The sequence below is a fragment of the Xanthomonas sp. 1678 genome (assembly GCF_031455575.1).
Classification (GTDB): Bacteria; Pseudomonadota; Gammaproteobacteria; order Xanthomonadales; family Xanthomonadaceae; genus Xanthomonas_A.
Map to the genome: position 1 here is coordinate 162498 of NZ_JAVDSZ010000011.1, position 20238 is coordinate 182735.

Below are 20238 nucleotides of genomic sequence, written 5' to 3' on the forward strand. Positions count from 1 at the left end.
GTGGCGGCGGTTGGCATTGCCGCACTCGTGCGCGCCGCAAACGACGACGCCGGCATTGCGCCGGCGTCGTCCTGTCCCGCTCGGGCCCGACTCAGTCCTGCGACGGCGCCTCGCTGGCAACTTCGACGCTGCCTTCCTCGCCGGCGATCGGATCGACCGGCTCTTCCTCGGCCAGCGATCCGTCCAGGCGTTCCACCGCCTGCAGCTTCTCGCCCTTGGACAGGCGGATCAGGGTCACGCCCTGGGTGTTGCGGCCGACGCGGGAGATCTCCGAGGCGCGGGTGCGCACCAGGGTGCCGCCATCGGAGATCAGCAACACCTCGTCCTTGGTGCTGAGCAGCACCGCGCCCACCAGCTTGCCGTTGCGCTCGCTGGTCTGGATGCCGATCACGCCCTGCGTGCCGCGGCCCTTGCGTGGGTACTCGGCCAGCGGGGTGCGCTTGCCGTAGCCGTTCTCGGTGGCGGTGAGGATGTAGGCATCGGGCTCGTCGCCGTTGCGCACCACGGCCTCGGTCTCGACGTCGGCCTCCGTCTCCGGCGCCGTCTCGATGTCCTCGGCATCCTCGTCCTGGCCCTCGGCCGGCTCGGCCACGATCAGGCTGACCACGTATTCGCTCTTGGCCAGGCGGATGCCGCGCACGCCGCGGCTGCTGCGGCCGGTCGGCTTGACCCCGCCGCGGCTCTTGCGGCGCGGGCTGCGCGCGTCGTCGCCGTCCTCGACGGCCTCGGCCAGCGCGACCTCATCGTCGCCGTTGTCCTCGCCCGTGCCCTCGTCGATGGCGCCGTCCTCGGCCTCGTCGTCCTTGGGCCGTTCGGAGAAGCGCACGGTCTTGCCGTTGGACGCGAACAGCAGCACGTCGCGCTCGCCGTCGGTCAGGCCCACGCCGACCAGGGCGTCGCCCTCGTCGAGGTTGATCGCGATCTTGCCGGCCTTGCGCTGGAACGCGAAGTCGCTGAGCGGGGTCTTCTTGACCATGCCGTTGCGGGTGGCGAAGAACACGTAGCGGCCGCCGGCATAGTCGCGCACCGGCAACACCGCCTGCACGCGCTCGCCGTTCTCCAGCGGGATCCAGTTGATGATCGGGCGGCCGCGCGCGTTCGGGCCGGCCTCCGGCAACTGGTACACCGGCAGCGCGAACACCTTGCCGCTGCTGGTGAAGGTCAGCAGCGTGTCGTGGGTGTTGACCAGCCACAGCTGGTCGATGAAATCCTCTTCCTTGGTCGCCGCCGCGCTACGGCCGCGGCCGCCGCGGCGTTGCGCGCGGTAGGCGCTGACCGGCTGGCGCTTGGCGTAGCCGGCATGCGACAGCGTCACCACCACGTCTTCCGGCGCGATCAGGTCGAGGATGTCGAGGTCTTCCTCGCTGTGGCGGATCTCGGTGCGGCGCGCATCGCCGTATTCCTCGCGGATGCTGATGAGTTCCTCGCGGATCACCTGCAGCAGCACGTCGGGGTTTTCCAGGATCCGGATCAGCCCGGCGATCGTCTCCAGCAGTTGCTTGTATTCCTCTGTCAGCCGCTCCTGCTCCAGCCCGGTCAGGCGGTGCAGGCGCATTTCCAGGATCTGCGAGGCCTGTACGTCGGTCAGCTGGTAGCCGTCGGCGAGCAGGCCGACCCCGGCCGGCAGGTCTTCCGGCTGCGAGGCATCGGCGCCGGCGGCGCCGAGCAGCGCGCCGACCAGGCCCGCGTCCCAGCGCCTGGCCAGCATGCGCTCGCGCGCTTCGGTCGGGTTGGCCGAGGTCTTGATCAGCTCGATCATCTCGTCGATGTTGGCCAGCGCGACGGTCAGGCCTTCGAGGATGTGCGCGCGGGCGCGCGCCTTGCGCAGTTCGAAGATGGTGCGGCGGGTGACCACTTCGCGGCGGTGGCGGATGAACGCCTCCAGCATCTGCTTGAGGTTCATCAGCTGCGGGCGGCCATCGACCAGCGCCACCATGTTGATGCCGAACACCGACTCCATCTGGGTCTGCTGGTACAGGTTGTTCAGCACCACATCGGCGGCTTCGCCGCGCTTGATCTCGATGTAGATGCGCATGCCGTCCTTGTCGGACTCGTCGCGCAGTTCGCTGATGCCTTCGAGCTTCTTTTCCTTGACCAGCTCGGCGATCTTCTCGATCAGCCGCGCCTTGTTGACCTGGTACGGGATCTCGTTGACCACGATCGCTTCGCGGCCGTTGTCCTGGATCTCGATCTCGGCCTTGGCGCGCATGCGCACGCGGCCGCGGCCGGTGCGGTAGCCGGCGACGATGCCGCTGGTGCCGTTGACGATGCCGGCGGTGGGGAAATCCGGGCCGGGGATGTACTCCATCAGCCCGTCGACGTCGATCTGCGGGTTGTCGATCAGCGCCAGGCAGGCATTGATCGATTCGGTCAGGTTGTGCGGCGGGATGTTGGTCGCCATGCCCACCGCGATACCGGCCGAGCCGTTGACCAGCAGGCTCGGGAACCGGGTCGGCATGACCGTCGGTTCCAGTTCCTTCTCGTCGTAGTTGGGCTGGAAATCGACGGTTTCCTTGTCGATGTCGGCCATCATTTCGTGGGCCAGGCGCGACATGCGCGCCTCGGTGTAGCGCATCGCCGCCGCCGAGTCGCCGTCGACCGAGCCGAAGTTGCCCTGCCCGTCCACCATCAGGTAGCGCAGCGAGAACGGCTGCGCCATGCGCACCAGCGTGTCGTACACCGACTGGTCGCCGTGCGGGTGGTACTTGCCGATGACGTCGCCGACGATACGCGCCGACTTGTAATAGGGCTTGTTGCTGTGCGCGCCCAGCTCGTTCATCGCGAACAACACGCGGCGATGCACCGGCTTGAGGCCGTCGCGCGCATCCGGGAGGGCACGCCCCACGATCACGCTCATCGCGTAATCGAGGTAGCTCTTGCGCATCTCGTCTTCCAGGTTGACCTGGATGATTTCCTTGGCGGATTCTGCCATTCGGGTTCCGTAAGTCTGGTGGCTAATCGACCAGGACGCCGGCCCGCGGCAAGCGGGCCTGCCGGCGCCGGAAATCTACGGCGCGCAGCGGTCGATCGAACCGCCGGATTCTATCATGACAGGCGCGCGAATGCCCGGTTTTTGCCGGCCCGAACAAGCACTTGCGTGGATTTGCGGGGCCGTGCAGGGGGTCTGGCGCGGTTGCCGCGGCTCAGCCGCCGAACGCGGCGCGCATGCGCTCGGGATCCGGCCGCTCGATCACCCCGCGCTCGGTGACGATGGCATCGATCAGATCGGCCGGGGTCACGTCGAACACCGGGTTCCAGGCGGCGATGCCGTCGGCCACGGTGCGCACCCCGCCCACCCCGAACAGCTCGCCCGGGTCGCGCTGCTCGATCTCGATCTGCGCGCCGTCGGCGGTGTCCATGTCCACGGTGGACGACGGCGCCACCACCATGAACTTGACGCCGTGGTGGCGCGCGGCGATCGCCAGCTGGTAGGTGCCGATCTTGTTGGCGGTGTCGCCATTGGCGCAGATGCGGTCGGCGCCGACGATCACCCACTGCACCACGCCGGTCTTCATCAGGTGCGAGGCCGCCGAATCGGCGATCAGGGTCGCGTCGATGCCGTCCTGCTGCAGTTCCCACACGGTCAGCCGCGCGCCCTGCAGCCACGGCCGGGTCTCGCCGGCGAACACCTTGGCGATGCGGCCCTGGGCCATGCCGGCGCGGATCACGCCCAGCGCGGTGCCGAAGCCGGCGGTGGCCAGCGAGCCGGTGTTGCAGTGGGTCAGCACACCGCTGCCGGGCGCGATCAGGCCGGCGCCGAGCGCGCCCATGTGGCGGTTGGCGGCCAGGTCTTCCTCGGCGATGGCCTGCGCCTCGCGGGCGATCGCCTCGCGCCAGTCGGTGCCGGCCGCGGTCAGCGCCTTGCGCATGCGCATCAGCGCCCAGGCCAGGTTGACCGCAGTGGGACGCGCCGCATTGAGCCGCTGCAGCGCCGGTTCCAGCTTGGCCAGGGCCTGCGCGCCGTCGTCGGCCTGCACGTCGCGCGCGGCCAGCACCACGCCCCAGCCGGCAGCGATGCCGATCGCCGGCGCACCGCGCACCGCCAGGGTGTGGATCGCGGCGGCGACCTGGTCGCTGTCGGTGCATTGCACGTGCTCGACCACGAACGGCAGCTTGCGCTGGTCCAGCAGCTCCAGCGCGTCGCCGGTCCACAGGATCGGGCGGATATGGTCGTAGCGGGCGTAGTCGATATCGAGGGCGGCGTTCATCGGGCTATTGTAAACGGCCCGGGATTGAGGATGACCAGCCATACGGCTGTGGAAAAGCGGGGATTCGCAAATGCGACGCGGACCGGCGGCCTAGGACCCTCGCCTGAGCCCCGGCGGGACGTCGGCGACCGTGGCGACTTGCTCAGTTGACGCTGAATTCGGCGCGACAGCCCTTGTCGACCCAGATGCCGTCGCGGTCCCAGCCCCAGCTGTCGTCCTGCACGCAGGCGGTGCCGGACAGCTGCCGGCGCAGTTGCACGCTGCTGTGGATGCTGACCCCGCAGCGGCGCCGCGAGCGGCCCTTGGATTCGCACAGCACCGGACGCGCGCCGACCGGGAAGCCGGAGCCGTCGCTGGCGCCGATCTCGAATTCGCCGCGGCAGCCGCGCGACACCCAGATCTCGTTGCGGCGCACGCCCCAGCTGCGCTCCTCGCGGCACGGCACCGAGGACAACTGGCGCATCAGCCGCACCGGCGCGCCGCGCAGCATCACCGGGCAGCTTTCGACCCGGCCATCGGATTCGCAGCGCAACACGCGGCGCATCGCGCTGCGCGTGGGTTCGGGCGGATTGGAACGGAATTCGGCGCGACAGCCCAGCGTCACCCACACGCCGGTGCCGTCCGAGCCCCATTCGCTGCCGCGGATGCAATCGTTGTCGGACAGTTGCCGGACCAGTTCCACACCCTGCCCGGTCTGCATCGGGCAATGCACCCAGCCCATGTCGCGCGATTCGCAGCGCACCACCGCGGCCGCATAGGCGTCTGGCACCTGCGCCGGCGTCGCCGCCGGCCATGCCGCGACGGCCAATCCCAGCCAACACCAGCTGCCGAGCCCGTACGACCACTTCATGCTTGGCGCTGCCCCCATGCGTAGAACCTGAACAACGAGACCACTCCACCGCGCATCGACCGCATGCTTGGCTGGATCAAACCATCATCGGCATCGACAAAGCAAGGAAATGCTTGCTGAACGCTGCGCGGTTCAGGCTCGCGCGAAATCGTAGGCGAGCACGTCGCCGATCGATGCCGTGCCGCGCATGGCCATCAGCAGGCGATCCACGCCGACGGCGACGCCGGCGCAGTCGGGCAGCGCCGGCAAGGCCTGCAGCAAACGCTCGTCCAGCGGCGGCAGCACCGCACCGCGCGCGCTGCGCAACGCGTGATCGCGCAGGAAGCGGCGGCGCTGCTCGGCGGCGTCGTTGAGTTCGTGATAACCGTTGGCCAGCTCGTAGCTGCCCAGGTACAACTCGAAACGCTCGGCCACCGGCGGTTGCGCGTCGCGGATGCGCGCCAGCGCGCACTGCGTGGCCGGCCAGTCGTGGACCACGGTGATGCGATCGGCCGGAAATGCGGATTGCAGGCGGTGGGTCATCAGCAGATCGAGCCAGTCGTCGCGGGTGAGTCCCGCCGGGTCGATGCGCACGTCGCGCAACGGCTGCTGCAATGCCTCCAGCGGCGCCAGGAACGGATCCAGCTCCAGCGCCTGCAGGAACAGTTGCCGGTAGGTGACCACGTGCAGCGTCGCCGTGCGCGCGACCAGCGCCAGCGCCTCGCGCACCAGCGCCACGGTCTCGTCCACCAGTTGCAGGTGGTTCCAGCCGACCCGGTACCACTCCAGCATGGTGAACTCGGGATTGTGGCGGCCGCCGGCCTCGCCGTTGCGGAACACCCGGCCCAGTTCGTAGCAGTCGCCGACGCCGGCGGCCAGCAGCCGCTTCAGCGGATATTCGGGCGAGGTGCGCAGCCAGCGCAGCGCCGGACCGCCATCGACATGACCGCTGAAGCGGGTCTGGAAACTGTCGATGTTGGGCTCGGTGTTGCCGGCCGCCGACAGCATCGGCGTCTCCACCTCGAGCACCTCGCGCGCGGCGAAGAAGGCGCGGATGCGCGCGTTGAGCGCGGCGCGCAGGCGCAGCGCGGCCAGGTCCACGGCATCGCTCATCGCAGCGATCCGCTCGCGCGCGCCGCGTCCGGCGCCCGGCTCATCCCTGCCCCTCGTGCTCGCCGAGCAAGGCCAGCAGCTGCGCCTCGTCCCACACCGCAACGCCCAGCTCCTGCGCCTTGTCCAGTTTGGAGCCGGCCTCGGCGCCGGCGACGACGAACGTGGTCTTCTTCGACACGCTGCCGGCGACCTTCGCGCCCAGCGCCTCCAGCCGCGCCTTGGCCGCATCGCGGCTGAGTTGCTGCAGGGTGCCGGTCAGCACCACGGTCTGCCCGTCCAGCGGCGCGGCGCGGCGCTCGGCCTGCGCCGGCGCCGCATCGAGCAGGCGCCGCATCGCCGCATCGGCCTCGCGCAACGCACGCAGCCGCGCGTCATCTGCGAGATACGCGGCGAGATTGGCCGCACCCGCCGTCGATATCCCGGCGCCGGTCCAGCCGCTTTCGTTGGCGCGCAGCAGCGCGTCGAGCGTGCCGTAGGTCGACGCCAATCGCTGCGCGCTCTTGCCGCCGAGTTTGTCCACCGGCAGCGTGGTCAGCAGGTGCGCCAGGTCGAGGCGCTCGCGCAGTTCCGCCGGCGGCGCGTCCTCGTCGGCAAAGCGGATGCCGGCCTGGATCAACGCATCGACCACCGCGGCGTTGCCGGGCTGTTCGAAGAAGGTGGCGATCGAGCGCGCGACCTCGCCGCCGATGTCGGGCAGTGCCTGCAGCAGCACCGCCGGCGTGCTGCGCACGAACGCCAGCGAGCCGAGCCAGTGCGCCAACGCCTTGGCGGTGGTCTCGCCCAAATGCGGAATGCCCAGCGCGAACAGGAAGCGCGGCAAGGTGGTGTTGCGGCTGGCGTCGATGCCGGCGACCAGGTTCTCCGCCCATTTCGTCGCCAGCTTGCCGCCCAGGTCCACGGCCAGGTGCGCGCGCAGGAACTCGGCGCGCGTCCAGTCCGGCGTTTCCTGCGCGAGCGCCTGCTGCCCCTGCGCATCCAAAGCCAGCGCGCCCTTGCTGTCGGCCACCGCCTGCGCCAGGTCGGCCGCGGTCGCCGCATCCAGCGCGGCCTTCATCCGCACCAGGTCTTCGACGCTCAGCGCGTACAGGTCGGCCAGCGAATGCACGAAGCCGAACTCGACCAGCGCATCGGCCTGGCGATCGCCCAGGCCCTCGATGTCCAGCGCCCGGCGCGAGGCGAAGTGGCGCACCGCCTCCTTGCGCTGCGCCGCGCAGGCCAGCCCGCCGCTGCAACGCCAGGCCACCGCATCCTCTTCCTTGACCAGCTCCGAGCCGCACACCGGGCACGTAGCCGGCATCGTCCACGGCACCGTGCCGGCCGGCCGCCGCTCTTCGATGACCCGCACCACCTCGGGAATCACGTCGCCGGCGCGGCGCACGATCACGGTGTCGCCTTCGCGCGCGTCCAGCCGCGCGATCTGGTCGGCGTTGTGCAAGGTCGCGTTGGTGACGGTGACGCCGGCCACCTGCACTGGCTCCAGCCGCGCCACCGGCGTGACCGCACCGGTGCGGCCGATCTGCACTTCGATCGCACGCAACACGGTGGACTGCTCCTGCGCCGGGAACTTGTGCGCCAGCGCCCAGCGCGGCGCGCGCGAGACGAAGCCCATCGCCGCCTGCTGGTCGTAGTCGTCGAGCTTGTAGACCACCCCGTCGATGTCGTACGGCAGGCTGTCGCGCTTGGCGCCGATATGGCGGAAATACGCGATCAGGCCGTCGAAGCCGGTGGCGGTGGCGACCTCGGGCGCCACCGGGAAACCGAAGCGGCGCAGCAGCTCCAGCGTCTGCGAATGGGTCTCGGGCAGTTCCAGGCCGCGCACCTCGCCCACCGAATAGGCGAAGAACGCCAGCGGCCGCCGCCGGGTGACCGCAGGATCCAGTTGCCGCAGCGAACCGGCCGCACCGTTGCGCGGGTTGGCGAGCAGCTTCTCGTTGCGCTCCAGCGCCTTCGCGTTCCAGGCGGCGAACGCCGCGCGCGGCATGTAGACCTCGCCACGCACTTCCAGCACCGCCGGCGCCGACATGCCGATCTCACGCAGCTTCAGCGGCACCGACCGCACCTGGCGCAGGTTGGCGGTGACGTCCTCGCCGGTGCTGCCGTCGCCGCGGGTGGCGCCCTGCACGAACACGCCGTCCTCGTAGCGCAGACTGATCGCCAGGCCGTCCAGCTTCGGCTCGACCGAGAACACCGGCGCAGCCAGTTCCAACTGGCGCTCGATGCGCCGCTCGAAATCGGCGACCTCGGCGAAACGGGTGCGGTCGTCGGCGTCGTCGGCCACGCCCGCGGTCTCGAACGCATTGGCCAGCGACAGCATCGGGATCGCGTGGCGCACCTCCGGAAAGCCGCCGTCGGGACGCGCGCCGACCGTGCGGGTCGGCGAATCGTCGCGCGCCAGTTGCGGATGCTCGGCCTCCAGCGCCTCCAGCTCGCGCATCAGCGCGTCGTACTCGGCATCGGTGATCGACGGATCGTCGTGCACGTAGTAGCGATCGTTGGCGTCTTCGATGCGCTGGCGCAGCGTGGCGACGCGCTGCTGGAGATCGGATGAAGCGGTCATGCGCGGCCGGGACAGGTGACGGAGAGGGGGCGATAGTAACTGCGCGCCTGGCAAGGGGAAATGTTGGGCGGGGCCGGGATTCGGGATTGGGATTCGGGATTGCAAGCTCCTGAACGATGCCGAGATCACTCCCTTCTCCCCTCGGGACTCACGCCCCCTTTTGGGGGAAGGTGCCCCGAAGGGGCGGATGAGGGCAAGCCTGCCACCGAACGTCTTGCGTTCATGGACAGCCGTACCCTCACCCCAACCCCTCTCCCGGTGGGAGAGGGGCTAAGCGGACACTCCGCACTACCCGCACCTTCTCCACTCCCCGACCCTATTTCCCATCCGACCCCGAGTCCTGCGGTTCCGCCCTATCGAATCCCGAACCCCTGCATCTCCGAATCCCAATCCCAGTCCTGGCCACAAGCCTTGCCCCAACGTTAAGGGAACGTTAGCTTTGCGTTCCTGTTTCGACGTTCCGCCTGGAGAAGTGCCGTGTCGTTACCCGTTTCGCGCCGTTCCTTCCTTTCCCTCGCCACCTCGGGCCTGGCCGTCGGCGCCCTGGGCCTGGCGCCCGGCGCGGAGGCGGCAAAGCGCAAGGCGGCGGCCGCGGCTCCGGGCGTGGCGCCGGCCGTCGGCCCGGTCTACCTGAATTTCAACGAATGCCCGCTGGGGCCCTCCCCGGCCGCGCTGGACGCCGTGCAGACGATCCTGCCGCGCGCCGGCCGCTACCTGTTCGAGCTGCCCAACGACCTGATCGCGCTGTTCGCCGGCGAGCACCAGTTGCCCAGCAACCACATCGCGGTCTACCCCGGTTCCAGCGATCCGCTCAACCGCGCCGCGCGCGCATTCACCTCGGCACGCGCCGGCGTGGTGGTGGCCGACCCGACCTTCGAGGCGGTGGCCGACGTCGCCGCCGCCAACGGCGCCCCGGTGCGGCGGGTGCCGCTGCGCGCCGACGGCGGGCACGACGTCAAGGCCATGGCCAGCGCCGATCCGAACGCCGGGCTGATCTACCTGTGCAACCCGAACAACCCGACCGGCTCGATCACCGCGCGCGCCGACATCGAATGGCTGCTGGCCAACAAGCCCGCCACCAGCGTGCTGCTGGTCGACGAGGCCTACATCCACTACAGCGAACAGCCGTCGGTGGTCGATCTGATCGGCCAGCGCCAGGACCTGCTGGTGCTGCGCACCTTCTCCAAGCTGTACGGCATGGCCGGATTGCGCCTGGGCCTGGCGGTGGCCTCGCCGGGATTGCTGACCAAGCTCGCCGCGTTCGGCGAGAACCCGGTGGCGGTGACCGCGGTCGCCGCCGGCATCGCCAGCCTGCGCGACGTGCAACTGGTGCCGGCGCGGCGCGCCGAGAACGCGCGCATCCGCAACGAGACCATCGCCTGGCTGCAGAGCAAGGGCCACAAATGCCTGCCGTCGCAGTCCAACTGCTTCATGGTCGACGTCAAGCGCGACGGCAAGGCCTTCGCCGCGGCGATGGCCAAGCAAGGCGTGATGGTCGGCCGCAACTGGCCGATCTGGCCGAAGCTGGTGCGCATCACCGTCGGCACCGAGGCGGAGATGCTGCGGTTCCGCGAGGCGTTCTTGAAGGCGCGCAAGTAGCGGGCTTGGGATTGGGGAGTTGGGATTGGGGATTCGTAAAAGCTGACTTCGCCGCTAACCTCATCGGCCGGTAACCTCCTCGGCTCCCGTACCCTCATCCGCCCCTTCGGGGCACCTTCCCCCCAAAAGGGGGCCGTGAGTCCCGATGGGAGAAGGGAGACGCCAGCAGATTCGCTTTTACGAATCCCCAATCCAGAATGCCCAATCCCGGCCCCACGCTACCAGCGTGGGGCCTTCGTCAACGGCGGCGCCTGGTGCTGGCGGTCGTAGGCGCGCAGGTCGTCGCGGATGTGGGCGATGCGCTGGCGGCCGAGGGCGTTGCGGCTGTCGTCCAGGACCACGCCGTCGAGCAGTTCGCCCATGCGCTGCACGGTCGGCAGCATCTTTTCCCAGGCGTCGAGCGCGGTCAGCGGCGCCGGCAGGGTCAGGAAGAATGCGATCGCCGGGGTCTCCATCTCGCGGATGTGGGCCATGTCGAAGCTGCCCGGCTTCATGATGCTGGCCATGCTGAAGATCGGGCCGCGCTCGGGATGGCCCTCGACCAGGCGGTGGAACACGTTCATGTGGCCGAACACCAGGCCGGTCTTCTCGGCGGCGACCACGATGTCCTCGCCGCGCAGCACCTGGCCGGCGCGCGCAGCGACGTACAGCGAGACGATCTTGTCGAAGTCCTGGCTCGGCCGCTTGCCGAGGTCGGCATTGGCCGATTCGGCGGCGGGCAGGCCCAGCTCGGGCTGGCCGAGGGCGCCGTCCTGCTCGGGTGCGGCGAAGGCGTCGGCCTCGCCGCTTGCGGCGGCGTCGCCGAGCGAAGGCTCGCGGCGCGGCGTCGGCGTGGCCGGATCGGCCGCGTCCACGCGCCGGCCCTGGGTCGGTTTCTTCGGGCGACCGAACAGGAAGATCGCCGCGATCAGCAGCAGGCCGGCGGCGAGGATGCCGATGCGTAGCAGTGCCATGTCGGACATTGAGGGGTTACTCCGGCAGGGGTGCGTAGGGGGAAGACAACGTATTTAGCATGTCACGTCAGGCAGCGCCCGCCAAACGCGCGGCTTCCTCGAGATCCACGCTGACCAGGCGGCTGACGCCCGGTTCGCGCATGGTGACGCCGCTGAGCTGGTGCGCCGCTTCCATCGTCGCCTTGTTGTGGCTGACGAACAGGAACTGCACCTTCTCGCTCATTTCCTTGACCATCGCCGCCAGGCGGCCGACGTTGGCTTCGTCCAGCGGCGCGTCGACCTCGTCGAGCAGGCAGAACGGCGCCGGATTGAGCTGGAAGATCGCGAACACCAGCGCCACCGCGGTCATCGCCTTCTCGCCGCCGGACAGCAGCGAGATGCTGGACACGCGCTTGCCCGGCGGCCGCGCCATGATCGCCACGCCGGTGTCGAGCAGGTCTTCGCCGGTGAGTTCCAGGTAGGCATGGCCGCCGCCGAACAGGCGCGGATACAGCGCCTGCACGCCGGAATTGACCCGGTCGAAGGTGTCCTTGAAGCGGCCGCGGGTCTCGCGGTCGATCTTGCGGATCGCATCCTCCAGGGTCTCCAGCGCGGTGTTCAGATCGATGTCCTGCGCCTCCAGGTATTCAGCGCGCTGCGCCGCTTCACCGTATTCGCTGATCGCGGCCAGGTTGACCGGCTCCAGCCGGCGCATGCGCCCATCGATCTGCTGCACCGCCTGCTCCCATTCGGCCGGATCGGCCTGTTCGGGCAGGCCGTTGATCACGTCCTCGAGCACGAAGCCGGCCTTGACCACGGCGGCCGACAGCTGCTCGGCGCTGAGCACCAGCGCCTGCTGGTCGAGGCGGCGCTGGGCGATGCGCTCGCGTTGCGCCAGGGCCTGCTCGTCGCGCTGCTGACGGGTCTGTTCCAGGCCGCGCAATTCGTTGTCGATGCCGTCCAGCAGCGCCCGCGCCTCGCCGAGCGCACGGTCGGTGCGCACGCGTTCGCTGAGCGCGGCCTGGTGCTCGGCTTCCAGCGCATGCACCGGCGAATCGCCTTCGCTCAACTGCGCGCTGAGTTCGCCCAGGCGCGAATCCAGCTGCCCGCGCTGGTTGCCCATGCGCTCCAGCGCCTGGCTCAGCGAGGCGATCTGCGCGCGTTGCGATTCCAGGGTCAGGGCCAGCGCATGCGAGGCCTCGCGTATGCGGCGCGCGGCATCGCGGGCCAGGTCGCGCGCTTCGGTGAACTGGCGGCGCTCGCTCTCCAGCGCGTGCCGGGTGGTTTCCAGGTCGCCCATGCTGGTGACCGCGTCCTCCAGCTTGGAACGCGCCTCGCGCGCCTGCTCGCGGCTGCTGTCCAGGGTTTCCAGCAGCTGCGCGATCTCGGTCTCGATGCGCTCGATGCGGGTGCGCGCGGCGTCCACCTTGCCCTGCTGGCTCTGCAGCTGGCCGGCCAGTTCGGAGACGCTGCGGTGCGCCTGGTACAGCTGGCGCTGCGCGTCCTCGCGCTGCTGTTCGGCAGCCAGCGACTGCTCGCGGAAGCTCGCCAGGCGCTGATCCAGTTCCGCCTCGCGGTCCTGCAGCGCGTCGATCTGGCCGCGCAGATCCTGGATCTCGCGCTCGCGCAGCAACGCGCCCTGCTTGGCCGCGCCGGAGCGCGACACGCGCAGCCAGCCCTCGCCCAGGCGCGCGCCGTCGCGGGTGATGATCGAATCGCCCTCGCCCAGCTGCGGCAGCAGGGCGCGCGCGGCGGCGAGGTCCTCGGCCGCGTGCAGCCGCGACAGCAGCCGGCGGATCGCGATCGGGCCCTGCACCTTGGCGGCGAGCGAGGTCGGCGCGAAGCTGCCGGCCTCCTCGTCGCTGCTGACCAGCGCGATGCGGCCTTCGCCGAGTTCGCCCAGCGCATCGACCAAGGTCTCCGGCGCATCGACCAGCACGCCTTCGATCAGTTGCCCGAGCGCGCCTTCGACCGCGTTTTCCCAGCCGCTTTCCACGCTGATGCGCTCGCCCACGCGCGCCGCCGAATCCAGCCCGCGCGCCTGCAGCCACGCCACCGCGGCGCCCTGCTCCTGGCCGAGCGCGGCCTGCTGCAGGGTTTCCAGCGACGACAGCCGGCCGCGCGCCGCCTGCGCCTGCTTGCGCACCTCGGCTAGTTCGGCCTGCGCGCCGCGCTGCTGTTCCTGCAGCGCGGTCACCGCCTGCTTGCGGGTTTCGACCTGTTCGTTGAGTCCGTCCAGCGCGCTGCGCTGAGTCTCGTGCTGCAGTTCCACCTGCTCGAACGCGGCGGCCAGCGCGTCCAGATCCAGCCCGGCGCGTTCGGCGACCAGCGCTTCGCGGCGGCGCTCGGCTTCCAGCGATTGCCGGTCCAGGTAATCGACGCGGGTGCGCTCGACCTCGCCGGCGCGCGAGGCCTCGGCGGTGTAGCGCTGGTGCGCTTCCCAGCGCTGCTGCCAGTCGGCCAGTCTGGCCTCGGCCTCGCGCAGTGCTTCCTGCTTGTATTCGTTGTCTTCCTGCAACTGCTCCAGCTGCGGCCCGGCCACGTCCACCGACTCGCGCAGCAACGCCAGCTTGGCCTCGTCGCCGCTGATGTGCTGGCCGAGCTCGGCCAGCGCCAGCTGCGCTTCGTCGCGCGCCTTGTGCAGGCGCTGCGACAGGTCGCGCTGGTGCTGGATCTGCTGCTCGATGCGCGCCAGCGTGCTGCCGACCTGGTAGACCTCGGCCTGGGCCTTGCTCAAGGCGTCGGCGGCCTCCTCGCGGCGCACGCGGCCGGTCTCGATCCGCGCCTCGGCGTCGCGCTGTTCGGCGATGAACTGCTGCAGCCGCGTCTCTTCCTGGCCCAGCGCCTCGCGCAGGCCCTGCAGCTTGCCGTCCAGGCCGCGGTATTCCAGCGCCTTCCACTGCGCGTCCTTGATCTTGCGTTCTTCCTGCAGCGCCTGGTACTGCTCGGCCTGGCGCGCCTGGCGCTTGAGGTGCTCGAGCTGCTTGCCGATCTCCTCGCGCAGGTCGCCCAGCCGTTCCAGGTTCTCGCGGGTATGGCGGATGCGGGTCTCGGTTTCCTTGCGCCGCTCCTTGTACTTGGAGATGCCGGCGGCTTCCTCCAGGTACACGCGCAGGTCTTCCGGGCGCGCCTCGATGATCTGGCTGATCATGCCCTGCTCGATGATCGAGTAGCTGCGCGGGCCCAGGCCGGTGCCAAGGAACAGGTCGGTGATGTCGCGGCGCCGGCACTTGGTGCCGTTGAGGTAGTAGCTGCTGCTGCCGTCGCGGCTGACCTGGCGCTTGACCGAGATCTCGTTGAACGAGGCGTACTCGCCGGAGATGGTGTGGTCGGCGTTGTCGAAGATCAGCTCCACCGTGGCCTGCGACACCGGCTTGCGCGCCGAGGAGCCGGAGAAGATCACGTCGGTCAGCGAGTCGCCGCGCAGGCGGCTGGCCGAGCTTTCGCCCATCACCCAGCGCACCGCGTCGATGATGTTCGACTTGCCGCAGCCGTTCGGACCGACGATGCCGGTCATGTTGGTCGGCAGGTGCAGCGTGGTCGGATCGACGAAGGACTTGAAGCCGGACAGCTTGATGGTCGACAGGCGCATGGGGCAGGCAATCCATGGCAGCGGCGGCCGGCAGGCCGGCACGCGCTGCCGCTAGTGAATATCCAGGTGAAGTCCCGCTTCCAAACCCTTGATACGACTACGATCGCCGGACAGGAAACAGGCACGAACCGGTGAGTATAACGGCCCCAGCGGGCGCCGGGGCCGGAGGCCGCAAACGAAACGGGCACCTTGCGGCGCCCGTTTCGGTACAGCATGGAAGCCGTGGATCAGGCTTCGGCTTCGACCACGACCTTGACCGTGGTCTCGACGTCGGCGTGCAGGCGCACCAGCACCTCGTACTCGCCGATGTTGCGGAACGCGCCTTCGCCCAGCACCACTTCGCCCTTTTCCAGCGGCAGGCCGGCGGCGGTGAACGCCTCGGCGATGTCGCGCGGGCCGACCGAACCGTACAGCTTGCCTTCGGTGGAGGCGTTGGCCTTGACCGTCACGCTGGCGCCTTCCAGCTTGGCCGCACGGGCCTCGGCGTCGGCGTGGATCGACTGCGCCTTGGCTTCGTAGTCGGCGCGCTTGGCCTCGAACTCGGCGATGTTGGCGGCGGTCGCCGGCACGGCCTTGCCCTGCGGCACCAGGAAGTTGCGGCCATAGCCCGGCTTGACGTCGACCTTGTCGCCGAGACCGCCCAGGTTGGTCACTTTCTGCAGGAGAATCAGTTGCATGGTGTTGCTCCGTTATTCGTTAGCGCACGCCCGTGGGCGCCCGCAACGCTTGCTGTCCGAATAGGAGAAGCCGGGAATCGGGAATCGGGAATCGGGAATCGCAAAACCCCCAACCAACACCGCACTCTTCGATCACCAGGACTTCTATTGAATAACCCGCGCACGGATGTGCGGGCTGTTGCTCGGAAGGACCCGCACAGACGTGTGGGCGCTTCCGCAGCAGTCACATCAGATGTCGTGGTTGTCCGTGTACGGGATCAGCGCCAGGAAACGCGAGCGCTTGACCGCCGTGGCCAGCTGGCGCTGGTACTTGGACTTGGTGCCGGTCACGCGGCTCGGCACGATCTTGCCGTTCTCGGTGAGGTACTGGCGCAGGGTGTTGAGATCCTTGTAGTCGATCTCTTTGACGCCCTCGGCGGTGAACTTGCAGAACTTGCGGCGACGGAAGAACTTGGACATGGCAGTGCTCCTTAGGCGGCTTCGGCGGCGTCGCCGTCGGTATCGGTGGCGGCGGCAGGCGCATCGCCTTCCTCGTCGTCGCGGCGACGGCGCTCGCTACGCTCGGGCTTGTCGCCCTTCTCGTCCTTGCTCTTCATGATCAGCGACTGCTCGGTGTCCGGGCCGTCGCGCTTGATCACCAGGTGACGCAGCACGGCGTCGTTGAAGCGGAAGCTCTCGACCAGTTCGGCGAGAATGGCCTGGTCCACTTCGATGTTGAGCATGACGTAGTGCGCCTTCACCAGGTTCTGGATCGGGTACGCCAGCTGGCGGCGGCCCCAGTCTTCCAGACGGTGGATGGTGCCGCTGCCGTTCTCGACCAGCGACTTGTAGCGCTCGATCATGGCCGGGACCTGCTCGCTCTGGTCCGGATGGACCAGGAACACGATTTCGTAATGACGACTCATGTGGTTATACCTTTCGGATGTGGCCCGAGGGCCGGACAGCCCCCCGCCAGGCCCGGGACGGGTGCGGTGGGGCAAGGGTTCCCGCCACGACGGGCGCAGGAAGCCGGAAAGTATGGCAGCGCAGGCGCCCGCCCGCAAGGTGGCGACCGTACGGGCGCGCATGGGTTGGCTGGGGCCGGCACTGGGGGCCATTGCCAGCGTCGGCGCCATTGCCGGCCACGGTGGCTGGACGCAGGCGCTTGCGCTGGGCAGATCCATGGGCGCAGCGACCGGATTTGGGGCCTCCCTGCAGGCGCCAGGGCCGTCGTTCGGACTCTCGCCGGTTTTTTGCGACACTGGCAAGGTGAACAACCGACCGCGCCGCCTTCCCGCCCTCGCACCTGCCGCGACGCGGCAGCCGATGCCGGACGCTGCCGTCCAAGCCGAGGCCTAGCCCGTGGCCAACTGCCCATGCGTCGACCGCGGCGCACCCCACGCCGAGCGCCGCCGTCCGCGCTGGCCAGGCGGGTGGGCGCGATGAGCGGCCTGCCTTACACCCACGTGCCCTCCCGCCGTGGCCAGGCGCTGCGGCTGGAGCTGCCGCCCGTGGTGGCGACGGCGCTGCGCGGCGCCTACCGGCAGGTGCTGGACGACGGCACCGCGCTGTACGCGCTCGACTTCGACGCCGGGCGTTTCCATGTGGACGCCTTCGCCGCGGTGGCGATCGCCTGCCCGGACAGCGTCGCGCGCAGCGTGCGCAAGCGCCAGGCGGAGTTCCTGTTCGGGCGTCTCGCCGCGCGGCTGGCGCTGCTGGAAGCGCTCGGGCCGGCGCAGGCGCAGGCCGAGATCGCGATCGGCGCAACCCGCGCGCCATGCTGGCCGCCAGGCAGCCTGGGCAGCATCTCCCACAGCGAGCATTGCGCGGCGGCGGTAGCGCTGCCGAGCGGACGCCGCAACGGTGTCGGCATCGACCTGGAGGGGGTGCTCGCGCCGGCCGCGCGCGACGCCGTGCTGAGCGTGGCGATCGACGCCGAGGAGGCGGCCCTGCTGGCCGCGGTGGCTGGCGCGCAGTGGTCGCACGACGCCCTGCTGACCGCGCTGTTCTCGGCCAAGGAAAGCCTGTTCAAGGCCGCGTTCGGCGTGGTCGGCCACTACTTCGATTTCGCCGCGGCCCGCCTGTGCCGGGTCGACATCGCGGGCCAGCGCCTGCACCTGCGCCTGACCGAAACGCTGTGCGCGCAATTCGCCTGCGCGCAGGTCTGCAAGATCGGCTTCATGCGCATGGAAGACGACCTGCTGCTGACCCACTACGCGTGGTGATCGCGCTCATTGCCGATGCATCGCATGCGATGGGCCGCAGTGCCCGCGCCGCCCGAAGGCCGCAGATCGCACGCGATGCCACCGCCGCGGCAGCCACCTGCGACACGCGTCTGCCGCTGCCGTCGGCACGCTGCCGTGGCCGGCGCCTGGGATCATGGCATCGGGATGGAGTCTCTCCGCCCGACCCGGCTGCCGAGCGGCAGCCGGGTCGGCACCACATGCCGATCCCTAGGACTCGCCGGGAGACCGAGGGAACAGAAGCTCGGCGAGCGACGCCACCTGCGGGGCCTGCAACAGGTTCATGTGATTGCCAGGCAGCACGCGATGGCGCAGCGCCGGCGCCCAGCGCCGCCATTGCTGCGCCACCTCGCCCGGCTGGGCTCCGCTCCCGGGTGCATCATTCTCGGACGCCGTGACCAGCAGGACGTCCCCCTCGAACGGCCGTTGCGGTCGGAAACGGGTGCGCAGGCAGGCGGCGAAGCTGCGTAGCGAGCCATGCAGGGCTGCGGGGCTGGACTTGGGCGACAGGGCGCCGATCGCAACCAGTCCTCGATGCAACGCCGCAGCGACCTGCACATCGTCGCTAGGGTCGATGCCGGACAGGTCGACCGGCAGCTGCCGCGCATGCGCCTGTTCGACGATCTCCCGCCAGTGCTCCAGCACCTGCGAAGCCCGATATTCGCGGATCGCCACGCCTTCCGGCGCCTCACTGTCTAGCAGGATCAGTTGCACCCGGATGCCTTGCTCCTGCAGCCATGCGGCCAACTGGAAGCCGATCCATCCGCCGAACGAATGACCCAGGATGCGGACAACGCCGGTCGGCGCAAGGCGCTGGACGGCACCCAGGAAGCGCCAGGCAGCCGCCTCTACCGTCGTATGCGGTATGTCACGGCCATCCACGCCGCGCGGCTGCAATCCGTACACCGGTATGGACGCGTCCAGACAGTCGATCAGTGCGGCGAAACTGGTCACGCTGCCCCCCGCCCCCGGAATGCAGAGCAGACAGGGGCGCCCGGTCGGCGCATGGCGAAGCGTGATCAGTCCATCGGATGGATCGCTCGCGTTGCGCGCGGCCGGCGATCGCCGCTCCGCGTCGAGGGACCGTAGACGCGCGTTGATCGCCTTTGCCAGCAGTTCGATCTGCCCCGGCTGCAACATGGAAAAATGATCGCCAGGCACGGTCGCCACGTCCAGGTGCGCCGTTGGCAACAGCCGGTCCCAGCCTTGCCATTGGCCCATCTCCAGGTCCGCCGGCTGCTCCTGCGCGCGACAAAGGAAGACAGGCACCGGGGCCGGTTGCGGGTTGTAGTCCTGCGCCGCGGCGGCGCACGCCTGTTGCCGCGCCACGATCCGCACCAGTTCCTGGTCGGAATAGGCGCCGAGCATGGGCGGCAGCAGCCCACGCAGGCGCGCTTGGGTGATCGCCTCGGGCAGCGCCGCATCGTCAGCGTCCAGGAGGGTCTGCAGGAAATCCTCCGGCAGATCCGGCGCCCGCTCGGCGGCGATGGCAGTGCGCAGCATCGCCAGGAAAGCCTGAGCGTCGTTGCGACGCCAGGATCGCCGTCTCCTGGTCGCAGGCAGGTGGACCGTATCCAGGAGCGCCAGGAACGCGACCTCTTCATCCGCACCGAGCAACTGGCAGGCGATCTCGTAGGCGAGCGTCCCGCCGAACGACCAGCCTGCCAGCCGGTACGGGCCTTGTGGTTGCACGGCGCGCATCAGCTCGACCATGCGCGCCGCCATGCCTTGCATGGTGTGCAGCACGGGGCCGGCGTCGGACTGCGCGTGCAGCCCGTAGATCGGCACGCCGCCGTCCAGCCTGGCCGCCAGCGCGTGGGCGTAGAGCAGCAATCCACTGCCGTCGTGAACAAGGAACAGCGGGCGGATATCGCCGCCGGTTCCTGCCCGGATCAGTGGCGGCAATGCGGCTTCGGACGCGGCTGCGGACGGCAGGCCGTTGCGCATCTGGCGCTCGGCGATGCCGGCGACGGTATCCGCGACGAACAGGTCGATCAGGCCGACCGCGATGCCGGCTTGCGCCAATCGGTGCGCGACGACCGGGACCAGCAACGAGTGCCCGCCCAGTTCGAAGAAGTGGTCGTGGCGGCCGACCCGCTCCAGGCCCAGCAGTTCCTGCCACACCTGCGCGATCGCCGCCTCGGTCGGGCCCTGCGGCGCCACATAGTCCTTGCTCGCCACCGCGCTGCCGTCCACCGCCGGCAACGCCGCACGGTCCAGCTTGCCGTTGGCCGTCAGCGGCAGCGCCTCCAGCCGCACGTACGCCGTCGGTACCATGTACTCCGGCAGCACCTGCTGCAGCTGCGCACGCAACGCGGCCGGTTCCAGTTCGACTCCCGCCGCGCCGACCAGGTAGGCCACCAGCCGCTTGTCCGCGCCTTCGCCCTGCGCCAGCACCACCGCCTCGCGAACGTCGGCCAAGGCATGCAACGCGGCCTCGATCTCGCCCAGTTCGATCCGGTAGCCGCGCACCTTCACCTGCGCGTCGCCGCGGCCCAGGTACTCCAGC

13 protein-coding genes are annotated in these 20238 nt (G+C 69.6%); 2 read left to right on the forward strand and 11 right to left on the reverse strand.

Annotation, left to right across the window (positions count from 1 at the left end):
• Positions 1-91: 91 nt before the first annotated feature.
• The 5 genes from gyrA to ligA all read right to left on the reverse strand — a co-directional run bounded on the left by gyrA (position 92) and on the right by ligA (position 8707).
• Positions 92-2932 carry a DNA gyrase subunit A gene (gene gyrA / locus J2Y70_RS18330; RefSeq protein WP_309920749.1) on the reverse strand — a complete coding sequence of 947 codons (2841 nt, stop codon included), beginning with the start codon at positions 2930-2932 and terminating at the stop codon, positions 92-94.
• 211 nt (positions 2933-3143) lie between these two features.
• Complete coding sequence (mtnA, locus tag J2Y70_RS18335; protein WP_309920752.1) at positions 3144-4208, reverse strand: S-methyl-5-thioribose-1-phosphate isomerase; 1065 nt, start codon at positions 4206-4208, stop codon at positions 3144-3146.
• Positions 4209-4350: 142 nt separating this feature from the next.
• A complete protein-coding gene (locus J2Y70_RS18340) occupies positions 4351-5058 on the reverse strand; it encodes a DUF3011 domain-containing protein (RefSeq protein ID WP_309920755.1) in 708 nt (235 codons plus the stop codon).
• A gap of 132 nt (positions 5059-5190) precedes the next feature.
• Positions 5191-6252 carry an EF-P lysine aminoacylase EpmA gene (gene epmA, locus J2Y70_RS18345; RefSeq protein ID WP_369011107.1) on the reverse strand — a complete coding sequence of 354 codons (1062 nt, stop codon included), beginning with the start codon at positions 6250-6252 and terminating at the stop codon, positions 5191-5193.
• Positions 6191-8707: an NAD-dependent DNA ligase LigA gene (gene ligA / locus J2Y70_RS18350; RefSeq protein WP_309920761.1), complete on the reverse strand. Its 2517-nt coding sequence runs from the start codon at positions 8705-8707 to the stop codon at positions 6191-6193. The genes epmA and ligA overlap by 62 nt, the downstream gene beginning before the upstream one ends.
• Before the next feature lie 477 nt (positions 8708-9184).
• Here ligA and J2Y70_RS18355 point away from each other — a divergent pair, with 477 nt between their 5' ends.
• The gene (locus tag J2Y70_RS18355) at positions 9185-10306 is read left to right on the forward strand and encodes a pyridoxal phosphate-dependent aminotransferase (RefSeq protein ID WP_309920764.1); all 1122 of its coding nucleotides are present in this window, start codon (positions 9185-9187) and stop codon (positions 10304-10306) included.
• Between the two features lie 218 nt (positions 10307-10524).
• Here the strand turns inward: J2Y70_RS18355 and zipA are convergent, their stop codons facing one another.
• From zipA to rpsF, 5 genes are all read right to left on the reverse strand, one after another.
• Positions 10525-11268 (reverse strand): cell division protein ZipA, encoded by a 744-nt coding sequence (gene zipA / locus J2Y70_RS18360; protein WP_263394719.1) that lies wholly within the window; start codon positions 11266-11268, stop codon positions 10525-10527.
• Positions 11269-11326: 58 nt separating this feature from the next.
• Positions 11327-14830, reverse strand: a complete 3504-nt coding sequence (smc, locus tag J2Y70_RS18365) for a chromosome segregation protein SMC (protein WP_309920768.1) — start codon at positions 14828-14830, stop codon at positions 11327-11329.
• Positions 14831-15057: 227 nt separating this feature from the next.
• Entirely contained in the window at positions 15058-15507 is a 450-nt protein-coding gene (rplI, locus tag J2Y70_RS18370; RefSeq protein WP_185816238.1) for a 50S ribosomal protein L9, read from the reverse strand.
• A 228-nt stretch (positions 15508-15735) separates the two neighbouring features.
• On the reverse strand, positions 15736-15966 hold the full coding sequence (gene rpsR, locus J2Y70_RS18375; protein WP_003473336.1) for a 30S ribosomal protein S18: 231 nt from the start codon (positions 15964-15966) through the stop codon (positions 15736-15738).
• Between the two features lie 11 nt (positions 15967-15977).
• Positions 15978-16412 carry a 30S ribosomal protein S6 gene (gene rpsF / locus J2Y70_RS18380; protein ID WP_263394721.1) on the reverse strand — a complete coding sequence of 145 codons (435 nt, stop codon included), beginning with the start codon at positions 16410-16412 and terminating at the stop codon, positions 15978-15980.
• 516 nt (positions 16413-16928) lie between these two features.
• On the opposite strand from rpsF, the gene J2Y70_RS18385 reads away from it, so the two are divergent.
• Positions 16929-17711, forward strand: coding sequence for a 4'-phosphopantetheinyl transferase superfamily protein (locus tag J2Y70_RS18385; protein ID WP_309920778.1), 783 nt, complete (start codon positions 16929-16931; stop codon positions 17709-17711).
• A gap of 228 nt (positions 17712-17939) precedes the next feature.
• Here the strand turns inward: J2Y70_RS18385 and J2Y70_RS18390 are convergent.
• A partial coding sequence (locus J2Y70_RS18390; RefSeq protein ID WP_309920781.1) for an alpha/beta fold hydrolase occupies positions 17940-20238 on the reverse strand: 2299 nt, incomplete at its 5' end.